At 51.3% G+C, this 16721-nt stretch carries 21 protein-coding genes; 13 read left to right on the top strand and 8 right to left on the bottom strand.

Translation table 11 applies throughout. The features are described 5' to 3' along the window. Positions 1 to 6: 6 nt before the first annotated feature. From OU421_RS02390 to OU421_RS02380, 3 genes are read right to left on the bottom strand one after another with little or no spacing between them, the layout of a single operon-like run. A complete protein-coding gene (locus OU421_RS02390; RefSeq protein ID WP_268187008.1) occupies positions 7 to 369 on the bottom strand; it encodes a DUF2149 domain-containing protein in 363 nt (120 codons plus the stop codon). Then, the gene (locus OU421_RS02385) at positions 366 to 983 is read right to left on the bottom strand and encodes a MotA/TolQ/ExbB proton channel family protein (RefSeq protein WP_268187007.1); all 618 of its coding nucleotides are present in this window, start codon (positions 981 to 983) and stop codon (positions 366 to 368) included. The genes OU421_RS02390 and OU421_RS02385 overlap by 4 nt, the downstream gene beginning before the upstream one ends. Next, positions 983 to 1699, bottom strand: coding sequence for a DUF2162 domain-containing protein (locus tag OU421_RS02380; protein ID WP_268187006.1), 717 nt, complete (start codon positions 1697 to 1699; stop codon positions 983 to 985). The genes OU421_RS02385 and OU421_RS02380 overlap by 1 nt, the downstream gene beginning before the upstream one ends. A gap of 218 nt (positions 1700 to 1917) precedes the next feature. Here OU421_RS02380 and cbiT point away from each other — a divergent pair, with 218 nt between their 5' ends. From cbiT to OU421_RS02340, 8 genes are read left to right on the top strand one after another with little or no spacing between them, the layout of a single operon-like run. Then, on the top strand, positions 1918 to 2445 hold the full coding sequence (gene cbiT / locus OU421_RS02375) for a precorrin-6Y C5,15-methyltransferase (decarboxylating) subunit CbiT (RefSeq protein ID WP_268187005.1): 528 nt from the start codon (positions 1918 to 1920) through the stop codon (positions 2443 to 2445). Then, positions 2446 to 3054, top strand: coding sequence for a cobalt-factor II C(20)-methyltransferase (locus tag OU421_RS02370; protein WP_268187004.1), 609 nt, complete (start codon positions 2446 to 2448; stop codon positions 3052 to 3054). Positions 3055 to 3059: 5 nt separating this feature from the next. Then, positions 3060 to 3776, top strand: a complete 717-nt coding sequence (locus OU421_RS02365; protein ID WP_268187003.1) for a cobalt-precorrin-4/precorrin-4 C(11)-methyltransferase — start codon at positions 3060 to 3062, stop codon at positions 3774 to 3776. Continuing rightward, positions 3773 to 4648: a cobalt-precorrin 5A hydrolase gene (gene cbiG, locus OU421_RS02360; protein ID WP_268187002.1), complete on the top strand. Its 876-nt coding sequence runs from the start codon at positions 3773 to 3775 to the stop codon at positions 4646 to 4648. The genes OU421_RS02365 and cbiG overlap by 4 nt, the downstream gene beginning before the upstream one ends. After that, a complete protein-coding gene (gene cobJ / locus OU421_RS02355; RefSeq protein ID WP_268187000.1) occupies positions 4632 to 5408 on the top strand; it encodes a precorrin-3B C(17)-methyltransferase in 777 nt (258 codons plus the stop codon). Before cbiG ends, cobJ begins: the two co-directional genes overlap by 17 nt. Continuing rightward, a complete protein-coding gene (locus OU421_RS02350; protein WP_268186999.1) occupies positions 5386 to 6018 on the top strand; it encodes a precorrin-8X methylmutase in 633 nt (210 codons plus the stop codon). The genes cobJ and OU421_RS02350 overlap by 23 nt, the downstream gene beginning before the upstream one ends. A gap of 3 nt (positions 6019 to 6021) precedes the next feature. Further along, on the top strand, positions 6022 to 7032 hold the full coding sequence (locus OU421_RS02345; protein ID WP_268186998.1) for a cobalt-precorrin-5B (C(1))-methyltransferase: 1011 nt from the start codon (positions 6022 to 6024) through the stop codon (positions 7030 to 7032). Continuing rightward, a complete protein-coding gene (locus OU421_RS02340) occupies positions 7029 to 7610 on the top strand; it encodes a cobalt-precorrin-7 (C(5))-methyltransferase (RefSeq protein ID WP_268186997.1) in 582 nt (193 codons plus the stop codon). Before OU421_RS02345 ends, OU421_RS02340 begins: the two co-directional genes overlap by 4 nt. 155 nt (positions 7611 to 7765) lie before the next feature. Here the strand turns inward: OU421_RS02340 and OU421_RS02335 are convergent, their stop codons facing one another. From OU421_RS02335 to OU421_RS02320, 4 genes are read right to left on the bottom strand one after another with little or no spacing between them, the layout of a single operon-like run. Beyond that, entirely contained in the window at positions 7766 to 8941 is a 1176-nt protein-coding gene (locus OU421_RS02335) for an energy-coupling factor ABC transporter ATP-binding protein (protein WP_268186996.1), read from the bottom strand. Beyond that, positions 8938 to 9741: a cobalt ECF transporter T component CbiQ gene (gene cbiQ, locus OU421_RS02330; protein WP_268186995.1), complete on the bottom strand. Its 804-nt coding sequence runs from the start codon at positions 9739 to 9741 to the stop codon at positions 8938 to 8940. Before cbiQ ends, OU421_RS02335 begins: the two co-directional genes overlap by 4 nt. Positions 9742 to 9759: 18 nt before the next feature. Next, positions 9760 to 10071, bottom strand: a complete 312-nt coding sequence (locus OU421_RS02325) for an energy-coupling factor ABC transporter substrate-binding protein (RefSeq protein ID WP_268186993.1) — start codon at positions 10069 to 10071, stop codon at positions 9760 to 9762. Continuing rightward, the gene (locus tag OU421_RS02320) at positions 10068 to 10766 is read right to left on the bottom strand and encodes an energy-coupling factor ABC transporter permease (RefSeq protein ID WP_268186992.1); all 699 of its coding nucleotides are present in this window, start codon (positions 10764 to 10766) and stop codon (positions 10068 to 10070) included. The genes OU421_RS02325 and OU421_RS02320 overlap by 4 nt, the downstream gene beginning before the upstream one ends. Before the next feature lie 181 nt (positions 10767 to 10947). On the opposite strand from OU421_RS02320, the gene OU421_RS02315 reads away from it, so the two are divergent. From OU421_RS02315 to OU421_RS02295, 5 genes are all read left to right on the top strand, one after another. After that, a complete protein-coding gene (locus OU421_RS02315; protein ID WP_268186991.1) occupies positions 10948 to 11214 on the top strand; it encodes a hypothetical protein in 267 nt (88 codons plus the stop codon). A gap of 103 nt (positions 11215 to 11317) precedes the next feature. Next, the gene (locus tag OU421_RS02310; RefSeq protein ID WP_268186990.1) at positions 11318 to 11584 is read left to right on the top strand and encodes a hypothetical protein; all 267 of its coding nucleotides are present in this window, start codon (positions 11318 to 11320) and stop codon (positions 11582 to 11584) included. A gap of 125 nt (positions 11585 to 11709) precedes the next feature. Next, positions 11710 to 12708, top strand: a complete 999-nt coding sequence (locus OU421_RS02305) for a radical SAM protein (protein ID WP_268186989.1) — start codon at positions 11710 to 11712, stop codon at positions 12706 to 12708. A gap of 175 nt (positions 12709 to 12883) precedes the next feature. Beyond that, positions 12884 to 13732: a DUF6544 family protein gene (locus tag OU421_RS02300; RefSeq protein WP_268186987.1), complete on the top strand. Its 849-nt coding sequence runs from the start codon at positions 12884 to 12886 to the stop codon at positions 13730 to 13732. A gap of 759 nt (positions 13733 to 14491) precedes the next feature. Then, on the top strand, positions 14492 to 15790 hold the full coding sequence (locus OU421_RS02295; RefSeq protein ID WP_268186986.1) for an NCS2 family permease: 1299 nt from the start codon (positions 14492 to 14494) through the stop codon (positions 15788 to 15790). 175 nt (positions 15791 to 15965) lie between these two features. Here OU421_RS02295 and OU421_RS02290 read toward each other — a convergent pair whose 3' ends face one another. Next, positions 15966 to 16445 (bottom strand): hypothetical protein, encoded by a 480-nt coding sequence (locus tag OU421_RS02290; protein ID WP_268186985.1) that lies wholly within the window; start codon positions 16443 to 16445, stop codon positions 15966 to 15968. Positions 16446 to 16721 lie beyond the last annotated feature (276 nt).

The raw sequence follows: 16721 nt of genomic DNA, 5'->3' as shown, positions 1-16721 counted from the left end.
GCACTATTATTCGGTTGTTTCGGTATCAGGTACATATATGACCTGACCATTCTCCAAACGATAGGCAGTGCCCATTTTGGTGCCCTGTCCGCCTGACACCTGATCTGTCATATTCAGCACGGTGATCTCATTCTGGTCTTTGACGATGATCTCCATGTCGGGTGTGCCGGGGTTTTTCACGAGAGTCACGGTGGACTGATCGTCCAGCATCTCGGGCATATTATAGGAGAGTACCAGTGCCACGAGGAGAGCGACGGCAAAGACCATGGCAACATCAAAGAGGTTGGCCATGCCTGCAAGGGGGTCATCGTCCTCCTCTTCTGTGAGATAGCGTCTTTGTCTTTGTCTTTGTCTCTGTCTCTTTCTCATTCAAGTCCCTCCACAATGTACTCCATGTCAGAGAAGTCCTGGAAATACCAGCCACGCCTGACCACCATGATAGCATAGGCGATTCCACCAACAAGCAGGCCCAGCACCGTGGTGCTGAAGGCAACGACCAGATTGGATGCCAGTGCCTGGATATTTCCTGAGGATAGTCCCATCAGTGCCGGGCCAAGCGGGATGAGTGTTCCCATAAGGCCAAGCATCGGGGCGGTACGGGTGAGGATCTTCAGGTGCTGTAATTCCTTTCCGATGATGAGTTCATAGTCCTGGAGCAGTTTTTCTGCTTCGATGGGCAATTTGCTATCTCCAAAGAAGCCGCTGATATCGGTGACAAATTTCCTGACCATCGGGTTCAGGGGGATGTTTGTAAATGCCTTTCTTGCACCGGCGGGGTTATCCGCAGTAATCTCTTTGTGTGCCTGTTTTCCTGCCTCCCGAATCTTTCCGATGTCCCTGACTCTTCCTGAATATTCGGAGACGACCTGGCCAATCATGACGAGTGCCCAGATGACAAGGGCGATTAAAAGCAGGATTGCCGGATACAGCAGTGCTTCAGAGAAGAGGAACAGTACTTCCATGACGGATGATGCGACTTCCATTATAATATCCCTCCTGACCGTGCTCGCTGTATTCTACTGATCACGAACCCGGCACAGATGGGTATGAAGAGAATGAGGAGTCCGGTTCCTGTGTTTGTCGGGAATGACATGGTGATCTGACCCTTGATCTGTTGCGCCTCAATGTATGCCGGGATGAAGAGCGGGCAGAGCAAATAGAAGAGGCCAAGCATAATCATGGCGCTTCCCAGGCTGGACGGATTGTTCCATCCGCCACGGGTGGATGCCAGGGAAATTCCGATCGCTGATATGACAATGCCAGCTGCAAGGATCAGGGATACCAGAACACTAATGGCGATACCTGAAATGCCGGTCGTATCGATGAGGACAATACAGGCGAGGAAGGTTGCGGTCATGCATGCCGGACACGGAACGGATACCCAGAGAAATGTTCTTCTTGAGATGTCTTTTTTCCCGGATAACCATCGTTTTCGTGTTTGTATTCCGAAATAGAGCAGTCCGGCAGCAATGATTAGGTGCATGCCAATACCCGCGCCTAATACCATATCGGTCACGTCGGGAGATACCATGGTTGCAACCAGTCCGACAAGGAATGCAATTATGCCGTATCCAGCGGCAAAACCGATGATTTCCTTATTATTCAGTCCTGACAGGCCGCACCCGAGGCCTGATTTTATCGCAAGAATGGCGATTCCAATGAGGGTGCCGCTTGTGAGGATTATGGTGATGTCCTGCATTACTTGATTTATAACAAGATAACTTTAATAACTTTTCAATTTATTGCGACAGAAAAGTATCCTGAATTCTTCTACAGGGGAGTGTATTCCTTTTTTCCTCCGTTTATTCCAATTACGCGATTTTAGCGGTTTATCATCCGTGCATTTTTATGGCACCTCAAATTCGCCCACGAACAATTAAAACTTTATTTGAATTAAAACAAATAAATTCTATATTGATGCGACTCAAAGGCGGACCGACACAGGACGAGGTGATGGCAGTATCCCTCTTTAAACTCGGAATACAGGACGGGGATGTCATGGCTGACGTAGGGTGCGGGACCGGCAAAATCTCCATTCAGGCGTCCGGCATCTGCTGTCACATATACGCGATTGACCGGCGTGCTGAAGCAATTGATTATGCAAAGCGGGAGATTGAAAACGCGGGAGCAGAGAATATCACCCTGCTGCATGGAGATGCTGTCCATGCCTTAGATGAGATCGGTGCCCTTGACTGTGCCTTTATTGGTGGTTCGGGAAACATCGAGACAGTCCTCGACAAACTGGCAGAGAAAGTCAGTGGAAGAATCGTGGTAAATGCTGTTCTTCTGGACACTGTCTCACGGGCGGTTGCAAAAATGAAAGAGCTTGGTATATTTGTTGAAGTCGTACATCTTCAGGTGTCACGGTCCTATGAACTGGTGGGTGATCTGATGTTCAAACCGATTCATCCTGTTTTTATTATCGTTGGAGAGGTGAAGCAGTAGATGCTTGTTGCTGTTGGTATTGGCCCAGGAGACTCAGAGCTTTTGACCGTAAAGGCAGTGAAACTGATTGAAGAAGCCGATCAGGTATTTGTACCCGGAAATGTGGCAAAGGAGATTATTGCACCATACCGGGAGGACCCGGTGGTGCTCTCCTTTCCCATGACTGCTGATGAAGGCTACATCACAGAATGCATGGAGACAAACGCTGACACAATCGCACCGGCTGCAGAAAACGGTCTTGCCGTATTCTGTATTCTGGGTGACCCGAATTTTTACGGGACATTTGGCAGGCTCTGTGCGGTGCTGGATGAGAAATATCCGGATATTGAGTATAGCACTGTCCCCGGTGTCAGCTCAATAACGGCGTTCGCTGCTGCTACCGGTCTCTCCCTCTCCGGGGGTATTGAGATCTCAGACGGGTCTGAGAATACCGCACTGCTCCGGATGAAGGTACGAAGGCCCAGAGAAACGGCAGACGAACTGAAGAAATCAGGATATACTACCTTTATTCTGGCTGAAAAAATGTATATGGACGGCCAGAAGATCTATCATACAGACGAACTCCCGGAAGAGAGTCCGTATTTTAGTATATTATATGCCGGGAAGTGAGAGAGATGCAGAAAATATTCATTGTCGGGGCCGGATGCGGCGATCCGGGCCTGATCACGGTAAAGGGAAAAGAGATCCTGGACCGGGCCGATGTCCTCATCTATGCCGGGTCTCTTGTCAACCCGGAACTTGTTCATGCCTGCCCTGCGGCAGAAAAATATGACAGTTGGGGGATGAAACTGGCGGAGATGACAGAGATCATGATTGCGGCGGCAAAGGACGGCAAAACGGTCGTTCGCCTCCATTCCGGAGACCCGGCACTCTACGGTGCAATCATCGAGCAGGTGGAGATCCTGAACAATGCGGGGATCGAGGTCGTTCGGGTTCCGGGCGTCTCGTCCTTTTTCGGAGCGGCAGCGTCGCTTGGCATTCAGTATACCCTGAAAGGTGTCTCGGAATCGGTCATCATCACCCGTCCGGCTGGAAAGACGCTGGACGAGGACCAGATTCGCGAATTCTCTGGACTCGGGCAGACGATGGTCGTATTTCTGGGGACAGAGCACATGGAGAAGATCTTTGAACAGGTGCAGTGCCCCCCCCAGACGCCTGCGGCGGTCATCTATCACGCGACATGGCCCGACGAGAAGATTGTGCGGGGGACGGTCGCTGATATCGCAGAGAAGGCACGGGCCGCGGGCATTGAGAAAACCGCACTCATCATCATCGGTGAAGTGGTGAATCCCGATGGGCCGTCCTATACCCATTCCCACCTCTACGGATGACAGACACTGTCGTAATCACCCTGAACGAACCGGATGCACGGGCACAAGAGCTCGCTGACCGGATGGATGCCGACGTTGTTGCATATTCCAAAGACGCATTCCGCCGGGCGTTTGAAGATTACACCACCATCATCGCCGTGATGTCCACGGGGATTGCGGTCCGGTCCGCCGCCCCGCATCTCCGCGACAAATGGACCGACCCCTGTCTGGTGGTCGTCAGCCCGGACTTCCGGTACGCGATCCCCGTCCTTGGTGGCCATCACGGAGGAAATGATACGGCAAAACGTCTGGAAGAGTTTGGGCTGCATCCGGTGATCACGACCGCAACCGAGACGCGTGGACTGCCGTCGGTGGAATCCACAGCACAGGAACGGGGGCTTGAAATCATTAACAAGGACTCGACACGGGCGGTTAATGCGGCAATTCTCAACGGTGATGTCGCCGTGCACCTGATTGAGCCGCCGGCCATCGCCATTGCACCCCCCGGCGTGTCGGTGCTCCTGAAGAACGGTGAATATATCGTCGGCGTCGGCTGCAGGAGAGGGGCGGGTAAAGAGGAGATTCTCCACGCACTTGCATCGGCATATGCTGATGCAGGCATCACCAAAGAGGATGTCCTCGCATATGCGACAGCCGAGATAAAAAAAGATGAAAGCGGTCTCATTCAGGCGATCGGGGAACTGGGCGGGACCCTGATCTTTGTGGATGATGCATTCATCCGGGCGGAAAACCCCCCCTCGCCGTCACGTGCCCGTGACAAACTGGGACTGCCGGGGGTGGCAGAACCCGCCGCAATGGCTCTCTCGAAGAGGAAGGAAGTCATCATGAAAAAACAAAAATATGGAGGAGTGACCATTGCCGTCATCAGATAACAGAGGAAAACTCTTCATTGTGGGTATTGGCCCAGGAAGAACCGAACAGCTTACCGGACGGGCGAAAGAAGCCATTCTTGAATCGGATATTATCATCGGAAATGATTTTTATCTCCGCCTTGTTGAGGACCTTGCTGAGGGAAAGGAGGTCATCCGGAGCTCGATGGGCAGGGAGGTTGAGCGTGCCCGGCGCTGTGTTGAACTTGCCAGAGAGAAGAAGGTCTGCATGGTGAGCGGCGGGGACCCGGGTGTATATGGCATGGCCAGTATTGTGCTGGAAGTGCTTGAGCATGATGCGTCCGTGATCGATTATGAGGTGGTGCCCGGGGTGACCGCGGCGACTGCGGCTGCTTCCCTTGCAGGCTCTCCCCTCTCGGGAGACTATGTCACTCTCTCGCTCTCAGACCTTCTGACCCCATGGGAGGTGATCTGTAAACGGATGGACTGTGCCTTTCAGATGGGGGTGCCGGTTGCCGTGTACAACCCGAAGAGCAGAGGACGGCCGGATAACCTTGCACAGGCGCTCACCATTGCGCTGAAATACCGGGACGACGACGTGCCGGTAACCGTGGTTAAAAACGCATTCCGTGACGAACAGGAGGTCCGGTTCTTTACCCTGAAATCGCTGTTTTTGGATGACAGCTTTGTTGATATGCGCTCCATTGTCATCATCGGCGGAGATGAGTCACGCATCGGGACCATTGGCGAAAAAGATATGATGATCACACCGAGGGGTTATGACAGAAAATACGTATATTGATCCGGGAGCGGACACAAAAGAAGGATACCAGATATCTTCGACAAGCAGGGGGCTTGCCCGCATGGTGGTCGGCAATGAGACCCCCGAGGACAGAATCCGACAGCGTTGCGCCATATCCGTCGGGGATTTCATCATGGCTGACCTGATGGCGTTCAGAAACAATCCGATAGAAGCGGGGCTTCGTGCCCTCTCTGCAGGGAGACCGGTCATTACGGACATCAGGATGGTCCAGACGGGAATCCGGAAGACTGAACATCATTCCGAGGTGATCTGTGCTCTGGATTTCGGTGCCGCACTCTCTCAGGAATATGGAATAACGCGGACTTCAGCAGGGTTTATGTCACTGCGGCATACTCTTGAAGATGCAATCATTGTGATCGGCAATGCTCCGTCTGCCCTTCTCACCGTTTGCAGGATGATCGACGAAGGTGTCCGCCCTGCGCTTGTTATTGGCACGCCAGTCGGTTTTGTCAATGCAAAGGAATCAAAAGAGGTTCTCCGGACAAAGGACCTTCCATCAATATCAAACGTAGGAACACGGGGAGGGACCCCTCCTGCGGTCTCTTCCCTAAATGAGATTATCACCATGTACGTTGAAAACCAGCGATAGCATATGAGTATCCGAGACCCGGTTACCGGCTATGAGTATCCCGAAGGATGGGTATTGGCATGCACGGATGCAGATGCCCGCAGGCAGGTGGTAGACGGGCTTGCCGTTCTCACATCGGGGGGCACGATCCTGAGAAGGGGGTTTACCACCGGGACAACCGCCGCTGCCGCCTGCAAGGCTGCGGTGCTTTCCCTGCGGAAACCGGTATCGTCGGTGTTCATCACTCTTCCCTGTGGCCTCCGGTGCGAAGTCGCTGCAGTCGGGAAGGACGGGTCTGGTTCTGCGAGGAAATATTCCGGGGATTATACGGATGATATCACGGCCAACATGCTGTTTTGTGCAGAAGCGCAGGAAACGGCATCCGGCATCACCATCCATGTGGGGGAAGGCATCGGGCGGTTTGTACGGGAGACACCGCGATATGCTGTCGGTGATCCCGCCGTCAGCCCGCCGTCGTGGACGACAATCCGGGGTGCAGCAAAGGAGGCGGCAGATGAGCTGCACCTCCCCGGGGTTGTGGTTAAACTCACCATCCCGGACGGTGCAGCAATTGGAAGAGAGACCCTCAACCCGAAAGTAGGTGTTATCGGAGGGATTTCTGTTCTGGGGTCGACCGGGCTTGTTGAACCGTGGGATGACCATCTCTCAGATGATGTGTTTGAGAGAATTCGTCGTGCAGAAAGGCCGGTCCTGACCACCGGGAGAGTGGGCCTCCGGTATGCGAGGATGCTCTTTCCGGATAGTGAGGTGGTGCTGGTGGGCAAATTTATGGGAAAGGGGATTGAAGCGGCTGGAGGGAAAGCAGTTCTCTGCGGTCTTCCGGCGCTTATCCTGAAATTTATCAATCCGGATATTCTGGATGGCAGCGGGTATGAAACGGTTGAGGAGTCGACGATGTCAGAAAATTGGACAAGACTACTGGAGCAGAATCTCCTGGACTACAAACGAAGAATGCCGAATATGCGGGTGGTCATTGTTGACCGTGAGGGGCATGTGCAGGGGGATTCGCAATGAAGGTCGTCGGTGTCGGGTGCGGGCCGGGCATGCTCACCGAAGCGGCGATTGCAGCCATCCGGGATGCGAAAGAGATCTATGGTTCCGAGCGGGCAATTGAACGGGCTGCAGGGCAGATCCCTGCCTGCTGCTCCGTCCATGTCATCACGGACTATAAGGCGCTCCGGGATCTCCCGGAGACGGCGGTTGTGCTCTCCACAGGAGACCCGATGCTTGCAGGGCTCGGGTATCTTGGGGGTGATGTCATCTCCGGCATCTCGTCATACCAGTATGCCTGTGCAAAATTGCACATTCCCCTGACGAAGACTGCCATCGTGAACGCCCATGCGAAGGATCATGAACAGGCCATTCTGGATATAATTTTTGAAATCAGGAGAGGCAGGACTGCCTTTGTCATTGCAGATCCTGCCTTTGTTCCCTCAATTCCTGCAGAAGCACTGAAGGCACATTCCCTGCAGTGCAGGATCGCCATCTGTGAGCGGCTGGGGTATCCGGATGAAAGAATTGCTATTGGTGATACGGATACTCCGCCTGTTCCCGGATCAGACCTGTTTGTGCTTATGGCAGGCGATTTTTAGCGTCCATTTGCCATAGTAATTAGAAAAATGATGGGTATCGGGGAGATGTAATTGCACCATCTCCGGAAATCCAACCCATAAAATTGGGATGAGTGCTTGTAGGTTGTGTGTTACGGTGCTGTGGTTATCTGAATCATGAATATGATTGATAATGGTCAATTGTTGTGCAGATAATTATCAAATGTGACAATTTCAATAGTATTCCCGCTTTCGGCATTAAATTCTTCAACACGACTAAGAACTCTTTTTATCATGCCTCCGCTTGTGATAATAAGGCAGTTTTGTCCCGAAATTGCTTTCAGAAGGCATTTATCAATAACGCCATGCGTGTAGGTGAGAGGTATCCCGTAATCTTTTGCCTGTTTCTTTGCAACAGAGCCCATTCCTCCAATAATCTGTATTGCTTCATCATGGACGATTCTCTCTGCCAGATCTTCGTTCAGGAAATCAGCATCTTCAAGGACAATGAACCCCGGGGCTTTGCAACCGCGGCAGCAATGATGCTCCATGCCAAGTATCCCCACAATATCAAGGACGGACCGGGGAATTTTCTCTGATTTTGCCATCCCCAGTTCACACAGTGCATCATATAGCTCGACAAGAACGGGTTTTGATAATTTGGCTTCAGCCAGTAATTCCTTGTCAGAAAATGCATCTGTTGGTTTGCTGCAGAGAATTATCTTCCCCTGATCCATGAGGACGATCCGGTCGGCCCACGTATAGGCGAGTTCTACATCATGGGTTGAGATGATGATGCTCTTTCCTGCATGATGGAGTTCATCCAGTAGCTCCATAATGCTCCGGGCACTGTCCGGGTCAAGAGCGCTGGTGGGTTCATCGAATACCAGCACATCAGGGTTCATCGCAAGCACGCCCGCCATGGCCACTTTTTTCTTCTCCCCGCCGGAGAGATTGTGGGGTGGACGCCTCCCGAATTCTGTAAGGCCTACATACATGAGGGCTTCGTCCACTGACGTTTTCGTCTCCTCTTCGGTGTAGTCCAGATTTACCGGCCCGAATGCCACGTCCTGGAATACGGTAGGGGCGATGATCTGGTGATCCGGATTCTGGAATACGAACCCAACCTGTTTTCTCAGGTTCATCAGCGCTTTGCGCGAGTATGAGATCGGTTCTCCCCGAAAACGGACGGTCCCGGAATCCGGTCTGAGCATTCCGTTCAGCATGAGGAGCAGAGTTGATTTCCCTGCCCCGTTTGGCCCGACAAGAGCGATTTTCTCACCCTGCATCAGACGCAGACTGACACTTTCCAGCGCCTTTGGTCCGTTTGGATAATGATATTCGAGATCGGTTAGTTCAAGGATACAGTTCACGTGATCAGACCACCAAAGAGTTGTATATTACAGGAGAGGATCATAATTCTGAAAAGGGATGCCAGAAAGAGTATCGTCAGGAAAAGAGCGGGGCCAAAGAACACACCCTGTTCCCCAAGCAATGCGTATTTTCCGTTATAGCATCTGCAGTCCATTGCCCCAAGGAGTTTTTCTCCCGATTCCCATGAATGGATGAAAAGTGAACCGGCCATACATCCAAATGATTCAACAGAACCTTTTCGTTTCATGTACCCCAGACGCATTACCTGCGCCTGGTAAATCATCTCCGCCTGTTCAAAGAGAATGAAGATATACCGGTAGATGAGCATGGCCAGCTCAATAAAACAGTCCGGCAAACGGCATTTTTTTGCGAGTGAGAATATCTCAGTAACAGGTGTAGAGAGGGATATAAAAAAAAGGGAACACATCCCACCGAAAATTCGTGATAGTATGAGCATCCCTTCATTGACACTCCCTGTAGTAATGGTCAGAGTCAGCCATCCGAAGACGGATGCCGAAAAGAGGACATCTCCACTGTTTCTGATGAATACTATCACCAGCACACTCAGGAGTGCAAATCCAAGGGGGATGAAAAGCAGCCTGAGATAAAACATCAGATGAATTTTCCCCAGAACAATTGTTATGAGACTGATAGAAACTGCGATAATAACTGGTGTGAGAAAACTGTTCGAGGAAACGGAGATAAGGATACAACCCAGTCCTAATATCAGCTTTACCGCCGGATGTACATCCCTGAGTCCGCTGGTCTGGGCGATATTTTCAAATAATTCGTAATTCATCGACGTATCGTAAAAAAATTAATTTGGGTTCTTTTTGATCCTTCTTTCTGTGGCCCATGACCCGAATATCCATCCAATCAGGAGACCGCCGAATACCGCCTGAAGAGCAAACAGGCAGGATTCGATTTCGCCTGACGGAGGGGTGAAGGTATAGTCTGAATTGTCAATCCATGGCTCATAGCCGAGTTCTTCAACCATCTCGGAACCGACACCGTCAGTTCCTCCCCAGCCTTCTTCCCCTGATGCCTGAACGATGGTGTCGGTATAGAGGAAAACCCCGGTAAAGAGGATAAGCGCAATCACGGTAATTATTTCAAAGAGATATTTCATTCTTCCAGTCCTCCTTTTACTTTCTCCATTTTTTCTGCAGTCAGCACTTTCAGTTTTACCAGAAGTTCCGGCTTCAGGATGACGATGTACTTGAAGATGACGACAAAGACCAGACCTTCAATGATCGCAAGGGGGATCTGTGTAACGGCAAAGACGCCAAGGAACGCTGCAAAAGATGGAATGAGCCCTCCTGATGTTGCCGGAAATGCCAGTGCCAGTTCAAGTGCGGTTACACAGTAGGTAACCAGATCACAGAGGAATGCTGCGATGAAGACATTGATAAAGAAATTTACATTCAGCTTATCGAGACCCTTGTAGACATAGTAGCCAATGAATGGTCCAACAATAGCCATGGAAAACATGTTTGCACCAAGGGTGGTCAGACCGCCATGTGCCAGAAACAGGGACTGGAACAGGAGAACAATACAGCCCAGCACCGCAGAAATCCACGGGCCAAAGGTGATTGCTGACAGTGCTGTCCCTGTCGGGTGGGAACAACTCCCTGTTACTGAGGGGAGTTTCAGAGCGGACAGAACGAAAATAAATCCGCCTGCAACGCCGAGAAGCGGGAGCACTTCACGGTTTTCCTCCATAATTTTCTTTAGTTTGTATAAACCGTATATCAGGCACGGAAGTGCCAGAATCCACCATATCTGCCACCACGGACTGGGCAGAAAACCTTCCATTATATGCATATGTCAATTACTCCAACAATATCTTAGATAACTCAAATAATATTGAGTAAAATAATTTGGCATTAAGTCTATTTATTTTTAGTTATTTTTGTGTCTTGATACGGCACCGGTTATGCAGTCAAAATGATAGATGCGGAAAGGATCTGCCTGATTGTAATATGGTCAGATTATCCTGAACAAAATGGTTGTTGCTGACGGTACACCTACTGACCTGTTCTCACAGGTCAGTCTTCTGGAAGAGAACAATCTCGATGTCCCGGAGATTTGCAAGGTATTCAGTATTCTGGGCTGTTGTGAGTGTGGGTGTGATGCGCCACCGCTTACGCTCCCCGGGGCTGCACAGGTTCTTGATGGTATGATCGACAAGAACGGTGGTACTGTCTGGTTGGGGCGTGCTGACGGGACAGATAAAAAAGTGGCAGCTCTCGTACGCCGGTTCTGTCTCTGAGGCAGAAATAATTCAGGGGAGGGATTCTCCTCCCTGCACGACTGGCCGGTCGTCTGTTTGCACCCATACTGTTATCATGCAAGGGCCAGAAAAACCCATGTCGATGACATCCCACCTCCTGCGGCACTGCACGATTCCCGATCTCTTCTTATTCATCTTTGGTCTCCTCGTGCTCCTGTTCGCCGGTACCACGGTCCTCTGGTTTCTCTTTTTGATCTGCATATTTATCCTGGGGAAGGCATACCTCAGGAGTCGTGGGGTTTTTTCGGTCTGTGCCCTGCATGGCCCTCCCGGCGCCGGGGATGACGGGGATGACGGGGATGACTGGGATGACGATGATGACGGCATTGCCACCGGGCTGTATGACTGACCTGGGTGCCTGATCTGGAAAACGCTCCCGCGCAGGGGACTACCACCGTCCCCCCTGTTCTGTCTTAATGCACCCCGATTCACCTCTCCCATACCTTCATGATGCTGTGCATGCCATCGAAGGGTATGGAAGGATATCGTGAATGCCGGCTCTGCGAGTGGCATTGCGGCGTTGACCGCCTGCAGGGAGAACAGGGGGTCTGCCGGGTGGGCAGGGCGGAGGTGGCGGCGACGATGTGTTCTGCAACACTGGGAAGTTATATTGTGACACTCACCGGGTGCTGCTACCGCTGCCTGCACTGCAACGCCTACCGCATCTCCCAGTATCCCGACCCCGGCTGGTACTATGCCGGCTACGTGCCGCCGGCGCACCTGGTGGCGGAGGCGAAAGAGCGGATTGCTGCCTTTGCGGGGCCATCCATCCACACGATCAGTTTCACCGGGGGCGACCCCATCATCCATCTGCCCTACTTACAGGAGGTGGCGCGTGAAATGAAGCGGCAGGGGCTTGGATGCGGGATTGGTCTTTCGACAGGTGGGTTTGCAACAGAGGACGCGATGGCAGAGATTGTCCGTCTCTGTGATGTCACTACCCTCGAGGTGAAGGCCTTCTCCGACGGGGTTCACCGTGCCCTCACGGGTGCTCCCGTCGCACCGGTGCTCCGGAATGCCGCGTACCTGGTGCGGGAGGGGCGTGAAAAGATCCGTGTGATGAGAACAGTGGTCATTCCCGGCATGACAGACGGCGAGATCGCGTCCATCGCGGGGTTCATTGCATCGCTGGATGAGACCGTGCCCTACCGCCTCATCGGATTTCGGCCCAATAATGTCCTCTACTATCATCCCGGCCCGTCCCGCGATGAGATGGAGCGACTCTGTGAGGTCTGCCGGGATGCGGGGCTCACCGACGTGGCGTGGAGCGGCTATTATCCGGAGGCGGTCCCGGACGAGGTGGCCACCGAGGCGGCCCGGTTGAGGAGTACATATGGGGGAGACGATGCCGCTGCACTCACTGCCGCCTATGCAGCGGTAACGGGGTGTCCCACCCATCCGCGTGATTGCGGCGCCTGCCCGCTTCGTGAACGCTGTCCTGCAACCCTGCGGGAGCCGTGGCGGGGACGATAGCGAAATGTTCACTGTTTCATCCCCTGTTATCTCAGAGAAGAGGAGAGTGACGGGGAAGGACAGGCAGTCAGTAGAATACCCTCCCATCAATCAGATTATATAACTTCCGGATAAATGTCCATCACCGGCCTGTAGAAGAAAGGTGTAGAGAGAGGGTTTGGGAATGTCGCAGTATATGATAGTGCTCTTGATTTTCGGCATCATCGTCATTGGATCTGTTGTATGTATTCTCGTTTCCGGAAGTTCGTTTCAGAGGAGTGTGGAGGATGAGATCTCCGGTCTCTCACGCGGTGCAGAGCAGTCGGTACCAAAACCAATCCCCGCAGAGAAGATTGAGTCACTCCCGGAACCCGTCCGGCGATATCTGGGGTATGCGATACCTGAGGGAAGAGAGCCTGTCCGCTTCGTGAGGATGAAGGAGACCGGTGAGTTCAGAACAGAACCTGGCGGGAAATGGATGCCGCTTGAAGCTGAACAATACTTCTCTGCAGGTGTTCCCGGCTTTATCTGGCATGCGAAGATTCGGGCTAATTCCCTGTTCTGGATAGATGTCAGGGATAAATATGTTGGAAACCAGGGAAATATGCTCGTGAAACTCCTTTCAACGGTACCTGTTGCAGATGCCATGGGCCCGGAGATCGATGTCTCAAGCCTGCACCGGTATATCGGCGAGATGCCATGGTTTCCCACTACGTTCCTGAATGAGGAGCATATCACATGGGAGCCCGTTGATTCCTCCCGTGCCAGGGCTATCATTGCGGATGGAGAAAATACGGCAACCGTTGAGTTCTCCTTTGATGAAGCGGGACGGATAACGTTGGTCACAACAGATGAGCGATACCGGACCGTTGGCGACCGGTTTTTCCAGGATACGTGGACCGGATATTATGATGATTATCAGGAGATCGGTGGGTTTCGAGTCCCGATGCAAATTGCGGCGGAATGGAATCTTCCCGATGGGGATTTCTCCTATGTCAGGCTGAGAGTGACGGAGATAGAGTATGATGTGTTCTCGGGATATTAGATCCCGTTTTTTATAGCGTTAGTGAACTCCTGAATTTTCCTGCCTGCAAATGGTTCCCTCCCTGAGAACAGGAGACTATTCTTAAAGTTCCTATGTAAAACGAAGCCCGTTTCTGATACATGATTATTTTATCTGTGTTTTTCGGAATAGGTATCCGGTATAAATATGGTTTCTACTCTCATCCGGAAATGCACAGTGATAGATGTCATACTGTTCATTTTTGGGATTCTCACCTTCATTGTGCTCGAATTTTGTGACCTTTTGATATTTGTTCTGATCTGTGGATTCATTCTTGCCAAATCGTATTTTCGCACCATAACTACCTATCAGAAATTTCTTTCCCTGCTGGAATCCGGAAAAGGAGGGAGAAGTCCGTGAGGGCAAATAGTGTGATGACGATAATCTGGCGATAGGGTTGTATAACTGAGACGTTTCTCTGTCATTTTTTTGACGTGGGGTGGATGTCCTGTCCTGCATAGATAAAATTTCCAGAATATTTGCGTGCATTTGTTACACAATGGTGCAGATGGTCATCAACAGCGTGCGGATGCAAGGATTTTGAGATTTTAAATAGTATCAGATTTGTGGTTGTATGGATTTCTATCGGATATTTCGTGTTTTTCCCGAGATTATTCTGCTGGCTGATAATACCAGGTTCACTTGTGCAATGTTCCAATAATTTTGTCCTTACTCAACTAAATACGAACAAATATCTTCTGATTCCGACAGACGCTCCAGGCACGGGAAACATACATGGGAATGGCAGAATATTTTAAATTTGATGAATACGGGACCAATGCACGCACTGAAGTAATGGCCGGTGCTGCGACGTTTATGACAATGGCATATATCATCGTCGTCAATCCTGCGATCCTCCAGGCTGCAGGGATGCCGTTCGGGCCGTCGATGGTTGCAACGATCCTGTCCGCAGTCTTTGGGTGTACATTTATGGGCCTCTATGCAAACCGCCCCTTTGCCGTAGCACCCTATATGGGGACGAATACCTTTGTCGCGTATACGGTTGTGGGAGTGCTTGGCTACTCCTGGCAGACCGCATTGGGTGCGGTCTTTATTTCAGGCGTTCTTTTGTTCCTGCTGACGGTCACCGGCGGGCGCACCATTCTGGCGCAGGCTGTGCCGAAGAACCTGAAATACAGTTTTGTGGTGGGTGTCGGGCTGTTTATCAGCTATGTCGGGCTGACCACATCCGGCATTGTGGTGGGTGGGGAAGGTGGGACTCTCCTGAAGGCCGGAGCGCTCACTTCTCCTTCTATTCTTCTCGCCATCGGCGGATTTCTTCTAATCAGTATTCTCATGGTACGCGGGGTGCGGGGTGCCATCCTGATAGGGATTCTTGCAACTGCCGCAGCCGCGTTTTTCACCGGGATTGCGCCGCTGCCGGATGCAATCGTTTCGCTGCCTCCAAATCCCGCCCCCGTTCTGTTGCAGCTTGATATCGTTGGTGTCCTGTCCTGGGGGATGGTCTCTGTTCTCCTGACAATGTTTACGATGGACCTGTTCTTTACGATGAGCGGGGCACTGGGGGTTGCCACACAGGCAGGACTAACCGATGCGAATGGTGACCTGCCGGAGATCGAGAAGACCTTTGCAGCGGATTCACTTGCCACCATCGTAGGTGCTCTCTTCGGGACGACAACAGCAGGGGTATTTTTGGAATCAGGTGCCGGAACGGCTGCCGGAGGGCGGACCGGTCTGGTGGCGCTTACGGTGGCGGGTCTTTTCGCAATCGGGCTCTTCTTTTCTCCGCTCTTCGCCGCCATTCCTGCTGCCGCGACCGGGCCGGCACTCATCGCGGTCGGGATGCTGATGCTCAGCCCGCTTGCAAAGATTGATTATCACGATTACACCGAACTCATTCCCGCATTTGCCGTCATCGTGATGATGATCTTCACCGGGAATCTGGGTGTCGGCCTGTGTGCCGGATTTGTGCTCTTCCCTGTCTTCAAGGTGATGAAAGGGCGAGCCGGGGATGTCCATCCTGCAGGCTGGGGGCTGTTCCTTCTCTGCCTGCTCTTTTTTGTGTTCTATCCCTACTGATCCTGATTAAAAAAAATGTTCTCTCTTTTTTCTGATACAGCGTGTATTTCAGAAATTGATTCGATTTCCTGCTGGTCCTGAGCTAAAAATACTATAAAGGGCCGTAACACATTCCATCAATTTCGAAATCTCAGTTTGGATCAATGCCCCGCCTTTGGCTAGCGGGGCATATGAGTTAGTGAGTGATCTTCCCCGTACCGGAAATATTACACATCCCTGCCCCTGCAATTACCCCGCTCAAGGTTCCAAGGTACTTCTTATTCATCTCATATAAGGAGAGAGTCACGGAGCCTGCTCCTGTACCACCCATAGTTAAAGAGAACCTATACTTCCCATCTTTTATAGTCCTCGGGTCAACAGCGAATTTTCCAAAGAGCGGACCCGCGAAGGCGGACACACAGGTGTCAGGTCCTCCTGTTGCGGAGAAAATGAAACCCTTCATCTGTGAAATGTCACAGATAACCTGAGCACTATACGCCCACCAGAGGAATCCTGACATCTCTATGGGACCACCGCAGCTCCAAGTTTCGGTAACACCCCCAAGAATATGCTGGTTAGCCGTTACAAATTCGTCGTCCGGGTACTTCTCAGCATACTCCCGGATCATTTCGATAGTTTGGTTATATGCTTGATCGGTTACTTCTTTGTTTTCCATATGCCTTCGTCCCCCTAATAGTTGTTATGAAAAAAAAATCTATGCTAGGCAAACAGCAATTGACAAATCTCAATAATTAATTTATTCTAAGTGTATCAAAATACGAAAGGAAAGATATATGGATAAAAACTTATTCGAATTCTTTACCGAGTATCCAATTGCATCATTTTCGCAAACAACAGCAAAATGACTTTCAAAATGACTTGATTATTCAATCGGTCATGACAAAATAACGAGGTTTTTATCTAAAAAGATTTTTGATTCAAATCTCTTTGG

The organism is Methanogenium organophilum, from assembly GCF_026684035.1.
Lineage (GTDB): Archaea > Halobacteriota > Methanomicrobia > Methanomicrobiales > Methanomicrobiaceae > Methanogenium > Methanogenium organophilum.
This window is presented reverse-complemented; position numbering and strand designations above follow the sequence as displayed.

Excerpts from the sequence above, each read along its gene's own strand:
- OU421_RS02390 (WP_268187008.1), bottom strand. The coding sequence starts at position 369 with ATGAGAAAGAGACAGAGACAAAGACAAAGACAAAGACGCTATCTCACA.
- OU421_RS02385 (WP_268187007.1), bottom strand. The coding sequence starts at position 983 with ATGGAAGTCGCATCATCCGTCATGGAAGTACTGTTCCTCTTCTCTGAA.
- OU421_RS02380 (WP_268187006.1), bottom strand. The coding sequence starts at position 1,699 with ATGCAGGACATCACCATAATCCTCACAAGCGGCACCCTCATTGGAATC.
- cbiT (WP_268187005.1), top strand. The coding sequence starts at position 1,918 with ATGCGACTCAAAGGCGGACCGACACAGGACGAGGTGATGGCAGTATCC.
- OU421_RS02370 (WP_268187004.1), top strand. The coding sequence starts at position 2,446 with ATGCTTGTTGCTGTTGGTATTGGCCCAGGAGACTCAGAGCTTTTGACC.
- OU421_RS02365 (WP_268187003.1), top strand. The coding sequence starts at position 3,060 with ATGCAGAAAATATTCATTGTCGGGGCCGGATGCGGCGATCCGGGCCTG.
- cbiG (WP_268187002.1), top strand. The coding sequence starts at position 3,773 with ATGACAGACACTGTCGTAATCACCCTGAACGAACCGGATGCACGGGCA.
- OU421_RS02350 (WP_268186999.1), top strand. The coding sequence starts at position 5,386 with ATGACAGAAAATACGTATATTGATCCGGGAGCGGACACAAAAGAAGGA.
- OU421_RS02345 (WP_268186998.1), top strand. The coding sequence starts at position 6,022 with ATGAGTATCCGAGACCCGGTTACCGGCTATGAGTATCCCGAAGGATGG.
- OU421_RS02340 (WP_268186997.1), top strand. The coding sequence starts at position 7,029 with ATGAAGGTCGTCGGTGTCGGGTGCGGGCCGGGCATGCTCACCGAAGCG.
- cbiQ (WP_268186995.1), bottom strand. The coding sequence starts at position 9,741 with ATGAATTACGAATTATTTGAAAATATCGCCCAGACCAGCGGACTCAGG.
- OU421_RS02325 (WP_268186993.1), bottom strand. The coding sequence starts at position 10,071 with ATGAAATATCTCTTTGAAATAATTACCGTGATTGCGCTTATCCTCTTT.
- OU421_RS02320 (WP_268186992.1), bottom strand. The coding sequence starts at position 10,766 with ATGCATATAATGGAAGGTTTTCTGCCCAGTCCGTGGTGGCAGATATGG.
- OU421_RS02315 (WP_268186991.1), top strand. The coding sequence starts at position 10,948 with ATGGTTGTTGCTGACGGTACACCTACTGACCTGTTCTCACAGGTCAGT.
- OU421_RS02310 (WP_268186990.1), top strand. The coding sequence starts at position 11,318 with ATGACATCCCACCTCCTGCGGCACTGCACGATTCCCGATCTCTTCTTA.
- OU421_RS02305 (WP_268186989.1), top strand. The coding sequence starts at position 11,710 with ATGGAAGGATATCGTGAATGCCGGCTCTGCGAGTGGCATTGCGGCGTT.
- OU421_RS02300 (WP_268186987.1), top strand. The coding sequence starts at position 12,884 with ATGATAGTGCTCTTGATTTTCGGCATCATCGTCATTGGATCTGTTGTA.
- OU421_RS02295 (WP_268186986.1), top strand. The coding sequence starts at position 14,492 with ATGGCAGAATATTTTAAATTTGATGAATACGGGACCAATGCACGCACT.
- OU421_RS02290 (WP_268186985.1), bottom strand. The coding sequence starts at position 16,445 with ATGGAAAACAAAGAAGTAACCGATCAAGCATATAACCAAACTATCGAA.